6 protein-coding genes are annotated in these 8537 nt (G+C 66.9%); 2 read left to right on the forward strand and 4 right to left on the reverse strand.

Annotated features, from left to right (window positions below; translation table 11 throughout):
- Window positions 1–24: 24 nt before the first annotated feature.
- The 4 genes from EV671_RS25965 to nosR form a co-directional block, all read right to left on the reverse strand.
- A complete protein-coding gene (locus tag EV671_RS25965) occupies window positions 25–282 on the reverse strand; it encodes a hypothetical protein (RefSeq protein ID WP_132576799.1) in 258 nt (85 codons plus the stop codon).
- Window positions 283–725: 443 nt separating this feature from the next.
- Window positions 726–2822, reverse strand: a complete 2097-nt coding sequence (locus EV671_RS25970; RefSeq protein WP_165917743.1) for an ATP-binding protein — start codon at window positions 2820–2822, stop codon at window positions 726–728.
- Window positions 2819–3382 (reverse strand): response regulator, encoded by a 564-nt coding sequence (locus tag EV671_RS25975; RefSeq protein WP_132576801.1) that lies wholly within the window; start codon window positions 3380–3382, stop codon window positions 2819–2821. The genes EV671_RS25970 and EV671_RS25975 overlap by 4 nt, the downstream gene beginning before the upstream one ends.
- Window positions 3379–4695: a response regulator c-di-GMP phosphodiesterase, NosR family gene (nosR, locus tag EV671_RS25980; RefSeq protein ID WP_132576802.1), complete on the reverse strand. Its 1317-nt coding sequence runs from the start codon at window positions 4693–4695 to the stop codon at window positions 3379–3381. Before nosR ends, EV671_RS25975 begins: the two co-directional genes overlap by 4 nt.
- Window positions 4696–5499: 804 nt before the next feature.
- On the opposite strand from nosR, the gene EV671_RS25985 reads away from it, so the two are divergent.
- Both EV671_RS25985 and EV671_RS25990 read left to right on the forward strand, forming a co-directional pair.
- Window positions 5500–6108 carry a response regulator gene (locus EV671_RS25985; protein WP_132576803.1) on the forward strand — a complete coding sequence of 203 codons (609 nt, stop codon included), beginning with the start codon at window positions 5500–5502 and terminating at the stop codon, window positions 6106–6108.
- 20 nt (window positions 6109–6128) lie between these two features.
- A complete protein-coding gene (locus EV671_RS25990; RefSeq protein WP_132576804.1) occupies window positions 6129–8357 on the forward strand; it encodes a putative bifunctional diguanylate cyclase/phosphodiesterase in 2229 nt (742 codons plus the stop codon).
- Window positions 8358–8537: the final 180 nt, after the last annotated feature.

An 8537-nucleotide genomic window follows, 5' to 3' on the forward strand; every position in this document is an offset into this window, starting at 1 on the left:
GCCTGACCGACCGTGTTCAACGGGTCAATTCACCCCGGCCAGGTGGAGCAGTTTGAGTGGCCATAAGTGGGGCACTTTGGGTGGCCGCCGGGGCCGAGTGCCGCCACGCTCCATCGCTTGCAAGCGGGCGTCCATCGGCGCGAAAGCCTGGTGCCCTTCCAGTCGGGCGTGCCCGAATTCGACGCAAACACTCGCCCGCAGCAGCGCCTCCCCGGCAGGGTGATACGCGCTGTCGTCATCGATGGTGGGCACTGCCATCGGCGAAATCAGGTTGGTGAACAAGATGCGGTGCTGGTTTACCTTCCCATGGTGGTCACCTTTCCTGAGCTGTGGACCAGGCTGCCGACAAACGGTGCTCGTCGCGGCTCAATCTCGTTCCTCCGAGGGTGGTCATGGTCGCGCCATACGCAAGGCCATGCACGCGGCCAAGCAAGGTATGAATGATTACCGACAGATCGAGCTGACCTCGTCCTCGAAGAAGTGTCTCGGCGATGCGGGCAGGTGCCAACGACTACGTGATGAAGGAGAACATGAATCGTCTCGGCCCCGCGCTCGAGCGTGAGTTGGATCGGCGCCTTCGAGGCGCAATGTCAAATTCCACACCATCGTCGCGATAGCCGCGGTGCCGGACGGGTAGACACGACCACGCCCCGCTTGCGTTCCATCCCTGCTGGGATGGTCCGGCTGGGCCGCCTGGTTCGGAGCGTGCCGCCGCGACCTTTGCTTCAGGCCGCCTGGCCCGCGGGCGGCGACACCGGGATCCAGACGCGAAAGCAGGTGCCGCGGCCGGGTTCGGTTTCCACCTCGATACGCCCGCCGTGCTTCTGCACGATGGAGAAGGACAGCGACAGCCCCAGGCCCGTGCCCTTGCCAACCGGCTTGGTCGTGAAGAAGGGCTCGAAGATGCGGCGCTTGACCTCCTCGGTCATGCCGCTGCCCGTGTCCGCGACCGTGATGCAGACCCAGCCTTCCTCCGTGGCGCTGGTGGTCAGCGTGATCGTGCCGCGCTCGGCGATGGCGTGGGCCGCGTTGACGATGAGGTTCATGAAGACCTGGTTGAGCTGGGCGGCGATGCATCGCACCGGCGGCAGCTGGCCGTAGTGCTTGCGCACCTCGGCCTTGTACTTGACCTCGTTCATGACGACGTTGAGCGTCGAGTCCAGCCCGGCGTTCAGGTCGGCGTCCTGCCAGTCCGCGTGGTCGACCCGCGAGAAGTCCTTCAGGTCCTGCACGATCTTCTTCACCCGCGCCAGGCCGTCCTCGCTCTCGTGCAGCAGCTGAGGCAGGTCTTCCTGCACGTAGTCGAGGTCGATGGCGGCATCCACCCGCACGAGCTCCTCGCGCACGTCCTCTGGCAGGGCCGCCGCCGGCGCCTTCTTCAGCAGGGTCAGCAGCGCGAACAGCGGCTCGATATAGCCGCGCAGCGAGCCCAGGTTGGAACTGACGAAGCCGATCGGGTTATTGATCTCGTGGGCCACGCCGGCGGCGAGCTGGCCGATGGAGGCCATCTTTTCGGACTGCAGCAACTGGCTCTGCGCCTCCTCCAGGCGCGAGTTGGTCTGCTTGATGCGCTCGTAGTTCAGCTCCAGCTCCTGCTGCACCCGTCGCACCTCCGTGCGGTCCTGCAGCAGCCACCAGGTGCCGGCCGTCGGCTCAGCCGGGTTGGCCACATAAGCAATCATCTGCACCCACAGCGTCTTGCCGGCGAGCGTGCACATCTCCATCTCGTGCAGCAGCGAGCCACCCTGGGATAGCACGGGGAAAGCGACGCGTCCCAGGGCCTCATAGTCCTCGGAGCTCTTGAAGAACTGAGGTGTCGGCAGGCCGCTGGGCGATAGGTCGCCCAGCTCAAAAATCTCAGCGAACTTCTTGTTGCCCCGCTGGATACGCCGATTGGCCGTCGCGATGATGCCGACAGACGCGTTCTCCATGAAGGCCTCGAGGTCGTGGTGGGCGCTGAACAGCTCGGCCGTGCGGTCGGCAATCATTTCCTCGAGTTCGCCACGGTGACGGCGCAGTTCCTCCTCGGCCTGACGGCGACGCGTGACGTCCTGCAGCGTCTCGATGGCGCCGACGACCTGCCCATGAGCGTCGATCAGGGGCGCCGCCGTAAAAAAGAGCCAGCGGCCTTCACGGCCGAAGTTCGGGAAAAAGCCTTCGACCTCATAGGCGTTGTCGACATGCGGCGATGGATTGCAGCGCTTGCCGTACAGCTGCTCGCGCTCCTGCTCGATGCGGCCATCGAGGATCAGATCAGCCAGCAGTGGACGAGGTTCGCCGTAGAAGGCCCGCCAGGCGTCGTCGCAGCCCAGCATGTCGGCGGTTTCGCGCTGCGTCAGTTGGGCGCAGGCAGCGTTCCATTGCGTGATGCGGTGGTTCTTGTCGATGACGAAGGTGGCGACCGGGCTGTTCTCGATGATCTGGTGGAGCACCCGGCCCACGTCCAGCAGGCTGGTCTGAACATAGCGGATGTCGCTGAGGTCCTGACCCGTCACCACGGCGCGGATCTCGCCATCGAGCACGACGCGCCGGGCCCTGAGCTCCAGCAAGCGTCGTGCGCCACTGCCCGTCAGGGCCTCGATCTCGATGGCCGGCAGTTCGCCCGCATCGGCCAGGCAGCGCTCGCCGTAGCGCTGCAGGTCTGCAGTGAAGCCCTCGGCTGCCCAGCCATGAGGCGACATGCACCGCAGTGCTTCTTCGTCGTAACCGAGCAGACGCTGCATGGCCGAGTTCGCAAACAGGATGCTCTCGGCTCCGTGTACGAGGGTCGGCGCACAGACGGCCTCCAGCGCGAGACAGAAGGGCCCATCCAGCTCGTTCACAGCACCACCTCGCCCGGGTCCTCCAGGATGAAGGAGCCGTCGCTGCCCCACGTCACATGCGTGATGCCAGGCTCCAGCCGCTCGAGGCGGCGCAGCTCGGCCTCCTGCGCGCTGAGTAAGCCCCGCTGCTGGCGCACCTGGTCAGCCAGGCGCTGGTTCTCCAGCGTCAGCTCGCGGATGCGCAGCACCTGGCGCACCGCGCTGAGCAGGTCGAAGTCGGCCCAGGGCTTGGAGATGAAGCGGCTGATCCCGGCCTCGTTGATCGCGGCAACCAGCGCGTTGAGGTCGGCGTAGCCCGACAGGATGATGCGCCCGCAGTCCGGCTGCACCTTGCTCAGCTCGCGCAGGAACTCGACGCCCGTCATGCCCGGCATGCGGTGGTCCGAGATGACCAGGGCGAACGCGCATTCGCGCGCCCGGGCCAGCGCTGACGCGGCGTCGGTGAAGGTCTCCACCGCGTAGCGCTCTCCCGCGGCGTCCTTCAACCCGTGGCGCAGCAGTCGCTGCAGCGTGCTGAGGATATGCGGCTCATCGTCCACAAGCAGGATGCGTTCGCTCATGTTGCGGCTTCCTCGGGCAGCTTGACGTGCACGCTCAGCTTCACGCCGTCGCGGCTCGCGAACTCGCGCAGTTGCCGGACGACGCGGGCATCGAAGACGAAGCCCGCGGCGAGCAGCAGCGTGCCCTGCGGCGACAGCAGGTCGCGCGACAGCACCATACCCGGCATGACCTCGTGGGGCGGCAGCTCGCGGTCAAGGGGCTTCTCCGTGGGCTCATCGTTGACGGCTAGTTCGAAGGCCTCGACGACCTCGGTGTCGTAGCGCGCGCCCGCGCCGCCCAGGATCAGCGAATGCGCCTCGGCCGCCGAATATCGCTTGAGCGACATGCGCCCTGACTGCGCGGCGTAGTAGTCGCTCGCAACGCTGAGGATCTGCGCGCCGAGCGGCACGTCTTCCCCGCTGAGTGCATCAGGGAAGCCCTTGCCGTCGACACGTTCATGGTGCGAGCGGACGTAGCGCGCGACGCGCTGCAATTGGCCCAGCGGCAGCAGCGCGGCCTCGCCGTTGAGCGTGTGGCGGCGGTACAGAGCCAGCTCGTCGCTCGCCATCGCGGACAGCGGCTTGCGCAGCATCGCGTCGGGGAAGCCGATTTTGCCGACCTCGTGCAGCAGCCCGCCGACGTAGACGTCCTGCTCCAGCATCGCGCCGCCTGCCAGGCGCCGCGCGATGCGCCGCGCCAGGTCGGCGACCTCGCGCGAATAGCCCGCCATGCCACCGCTGCGCAGCTCGATGAGGCCGGCGAAGACGTCGATCGACAGCAGGAAGTTCTCCTGCAGCTGGGCGAACGAGGTCTCCAGCATCGCGTTGACCTGCTCCAGCTCGGCGGTGCGCGCCTTGACCCGCGCGGCGAGGTCGGCGTTGAGGGCCTGCAGCTCGTCGTTCTGGGCCTTCGTCAACTTGAGCAGTTCGCGGTTCTCCTGTTCCAGGCGACGGCGCTCCAGGCCGTCCTGCACGCACATCAGCAGGTCGCGGTCGTCCCAGGGCTTTGCGATGTAGCGATGGATCTGCCCGCGGTTGATGGCCGCGATGGTCGAGCCGACGTCGGCATAACCGGTCAACAGGATTCGCCCCACGGCCGGCCAGCGCTCGCGCACCTTCTCGAGCAGGCTGGCACCGTCCATCTCCGGCATGCGCATGTCGGAGACCACGAGGTCCACGGGCTCGTTCTCCAGCATGGCGAGCCCGGCGCGACCGCTGTCTGCCAGCAGAACCCGGTAGCCCTGCGGGCGGAAGAGGCGCCGCAGCGCACTGAGGATGGACGGCTCGTCGTCGACGAACAGGACGACCGGCGGATTGGCAACAGCTGAATTCATGGCGTCGCTCCCTTTTTGGCGGAGCGCGTCATGCCGCATCCGCTCGGAAACCAGTTTAGGCAGATCGCCCACCGTCTACTCGTAGAGTTTTCGATTAACGAGCGCAGTAATTGGCATGCAGCGCGCCCATTAGTAATCCGTCCACGTCGTTGGGTCGGCATGTCCGGGCGCGATGGCATTAGTAAGAGCGGCCACCACTCGCGCACCGAATGCCTTTGATCGACTCCGTTTCGAGGCTTGGCGTCCCAGCAGATGCCGCAGCAATGCCTGCCGCAGATCGCGCAGCTTGGGCGGCTTCCCGAGCACTTGATCGACGTGCGGCGGGATGTCGTTGTCGCCCAGAATGCGCTGTCACCCTGCCGGTGAGGAGGATTACCGAGGTCGCCTCGGCAGCTTCGTTGGTCAGGAGAGTTGGCACCGAGGTGCGCGCCTCGGGAGGCGTTCGCGCCATCGCCAGATCAAGCCGCGACGTGTCGCTCATCCGCCCGCGACGTTGTCGCTCGGGCATTCGGCAGCGTGAAATAGAAACAGGCCCCGCGGTCTGGCGACGCTGTGTCCATATGCGCCCGCCATGGCGCTGCACGACACGCTGCACGGCTGACAGGTCGATCCCGTGCCCTCGACGCCCCCATTGCACGCTTCACGATCGTCACGCTCAAACGCGAATCTGCGTGACGTAGTTCCTTTGAATTCCGGAGCCGTTGGCGCTCAATACAGGCATCGTGACTGATGTGACATGTGGAACTAACGTGACGATTCGGACAGGCCGCCGAATCCAGGCCTGAACAACAAAGCAAGCCCATCATGCCTATCGATGACTCCCTCACCGCTACGTCCGTGGTGCTCACTTCCCGCGAAGCCGGTCAGCGCTGCGGTGTCAGCTTTCGCACCGTCATCCGCTGGATCGAGCGCGGCGAGTTGTCGGCCTACCGGCTGCCGGGCCGCGGTGACTACCGCATCATGCTGGCCGACCTACGCGCCTTCGCGAGCCGGTACGGCCTGCCCGACCCGGCGGCGGCGGGCCCGGTCCCGGCTCCGTCCGACCGGGTGCTCATCGTCGACGACGACCCGTCGATGGCGCGCGCGATCCAGCGCGTGCTGCTCGCCGCGGGCTACAAGACGCTGATCGCCAATGAGGGCTTCCAGGCCGGCTCGCTACTGCACAGTTTCTCGCCCGCGCTGATGACCCTGGACCTGCGCATGCCGGGACTGGACGGCTTCGGCGTGCTGCGCTTCCTGCGCGACAGCCCGCCGCGGCCGGCGCTGCGGGTGCTCGTCGTCTCCGGGGAGTCGGAATCATCCTTGCGTGAGGCGCTCGAATTGGGCGCCGACGACGCGCTCGCGAAGCCGTTCACCAACCAACAGCTGCTGGTAGCCGTGCAACGCCTGCTGCCGCTGCCAGGAACACGCTGAACACGCTGAAGGAGGCCACCATGAACCTCTACCTCGAAGCGAGCTACGACTTCTGGGTCGTCGTCCTGTCCATCATGATCGCCAGCTTCGCGTCCTACGTGGCGCTGGACCTGGCCCGCCGGGTGCGCTCACCGGATCGCCGCGCCGCAGCCGCCTGGTGGGCTGGCGGCTCGGTCGTGATGGGCACGGGAATCTGGTCCATGCACTTCGTCGGCATGCTGGCCTTCAGCCTGCCGGTGGACATCGGCTACACGGCGTTGCTGACCTTCGCGTCCTGGGTCGCGGCCGTCGTCGTATCCGGCATAGCACTGGGCATTGCCAGCCGCGGCGCGCTCACGGCCCCTCGTCTGGCCTGGGGGGCCGCGGCCATGGGCGGCGGCATCTGCGCGATGCACTACATCGGCATGGCCGCCCTGGACATGGCGCCGGGCATCGACTGGGACTTCCGGCTGGTGCTGGCCTCGGTGGCGATCGCGGTGGGGGCCTCGGCCGCAGCCCTCGTCATCTTCTTCAAGCTCGCGAGCCTGGGCGGGCTGCGTGGCGCCGTCGTTCAGGTGTTCGCGGCCGTCGTCATGGGCCTGGCGATCAGCGGCATGCACTACACGGCGATGGCCGCGGCCCGCTTCCCGATCGACTCGGTCTGCCTGAGCGCGGGCGCGCTGTCGGGCAGCCGGCTGGGGACACTGGTGGTCTTCGCGTCGCTGGCGATGCTGGCCTGCACCTGGCTGGTGTCCGTGCTCGATGCGCGCATGCAGGACAAGACGGTCGTACTTGCCGAGTCGCTGCGCCTGACAAATGCCCAGCTCAAGGGGGCGAACGAGGAGCTGCGCCGCCGCGCATTCCTGGACCCGCTGACCGAGCTGCCCAACCGCATGCTGTTCGAGGACAGGCTGGCGCGCGCGGTCGCGCTGCAACAGCGGCTGAGCGAGCGGGCGGCGGGTCGAGCGGCCAGTAAGGCGCACGGCGCGTTGGCGGTCCTCTTCATCGACTTGGACGGGTTCAAGCCGGTCAACGACTCCTTCGGCCACGGTGCCGGCGACCTCGTGCTCAAGGAGGTGGCGCGGCGGCTGCTCAAGGACGCTCGCACCGGCGACACGGTCGCGCGCGTCGGCGGTGACGAATTCGTGCTGCTGATGGAGGACGTCGGCACCGTGGCGGACTGCACAGCCCTGGCCGCGCGGCTGTGCGCCGCGTTACGCGCGCCCATCGTGGTCGACGGACAGGCTATCGAGATCTCCGCGTCCATTGGTATCGCCGCGGCGCCGGGCCATGGCGAGCGGGAGAAGCTGATCGCGCATGCCGACGCCGCGATGTATGCGGCCAAGCGCGCCGGCGGCAACAGCTACGCGCTGTTCGAGGCCCGCATGGACGTCGACGTGCACGCGCAAGTGAGCCTTCAGGCCGAGCTCAGGCATGCGGCGGAGCGCGGCGAGCTGGCACTGTTCTACCAGCCCAAGGTCGACGGCCGGGGCGGCCAGATCCACAGTGTCGAGGCGCTGCTGCGCTGGTATCACCCGCAGCGCGGCCTGCTCGGGCCGGCGCAGTTCATCCCACTGGCCGAGCGCTTCGGCTTCATCACGCAGATCGGTCAATGGGTGATCGATGAAGCCTGCCGACAGATGCGCGAATGGAGCGAACGCGGCGTGCACATCCGCGTCGCGATCAACCTGTCAGCCCAGCAACTGCGCGACGTCGATCTCGTCGGTAGGCTCGACCGCGCGATGCGCCGCTATGGGATCGATCCATCGCGGCTGCTGTGCGAGATCACAGAGTCTGTCGCGATGGAGGACATCGAGGCGACGCAACGCGTCTTCGAGGGCCTGGCCCGCATCGGCGTCTTCCTGTCCATCGACGATTTCGGGACGGGCTACAGCAGCCTGAGCTATCTGCGCCAGCTGCCGGCCAAGCAGCTCAAGATCGATCGCGGTTTCGTGCAGGATCTCGAGACCAGCAAGGACGCCCGCGCCATCGTCGATGCCGTCGTGCAGCTGGCGCACGCGCTCAGCCTCAAGGTCGTCGCCGAAGGCGTCGAGACCGAGGGGCAGCGCGCCGTGCTGATCAGCCTGGGCTGCGACGAGCTGCAGGGTTATCTGTTCGCCCGCCCGATGCCTGCGCCGGACCTGCTGCGCTGGATGCTGGACGACGCGCCTGGTGAGACGGGAGATTTCGCGGCGTCGGTCATCGACGAGGGCGAGTTCTTTCACCCGACGGGCCCCAAGGCGAAGCGCGTGGCCGCAATCAGCGCTTGAGCCGCAGCGGCCGCCGTTGCCTGGTTCCGGTGTGTCCAGCATGAGCGAACTCCTACGGGTGAATGGAGCTGCGCAACGGTTCTAGGGCTACGCTGATTAAGGTCCGCCTTGCGGGTTGATCAGGTGGCAAGGTGAGCGCTGCGTCGGGATGATGCTCGCATGAAGCAAGCAACACTCGCG

Source organism: Roseateles saccharophilus, assembly GCF_004342485.1.
In the GTDB taxonomy this organism is placed as follows: Bacteria; Pseudomonadota; Gammaproteobacteria; order Burkholderiales; family Burkholderiaceae_C; genus Pelomonas; species Pelomonas saccharophila.

What these genes read in the sequence shown, in the direction of transcription:
- nosR (WP_132576802.1), bottom strand. Translation starts at nt 4,695, where the DNA reads ATGAATTCAGCTGTTGCCAATCCGCCGGTCGTCCTGTTCGTCGACGAC.
- EV671_RS25990 (WP_132576804.1), top strand. Translation starts at nt 6,129, where the DNA reads ATGAACCTCTACCTCGAAGCGAGCTACGACTTCTGGGTCGTCGTCCTG.
- EV671_RS25975 (WP_132576801.1), bottom strand. Translation starts at nt 3,382, where the DNA reads ATGAGCGAACGCATCCTGCTTGTGGACGATGAGCCGCATATCCTCAGC.
- EV671_RS25985 (WP_132576803.1), top strand. Translation starts at nt 5,500, where the DNA reads ATGCCTATCGATGACTCCCTCACCGCTACGTCCGTGGTGCTCACTTCC.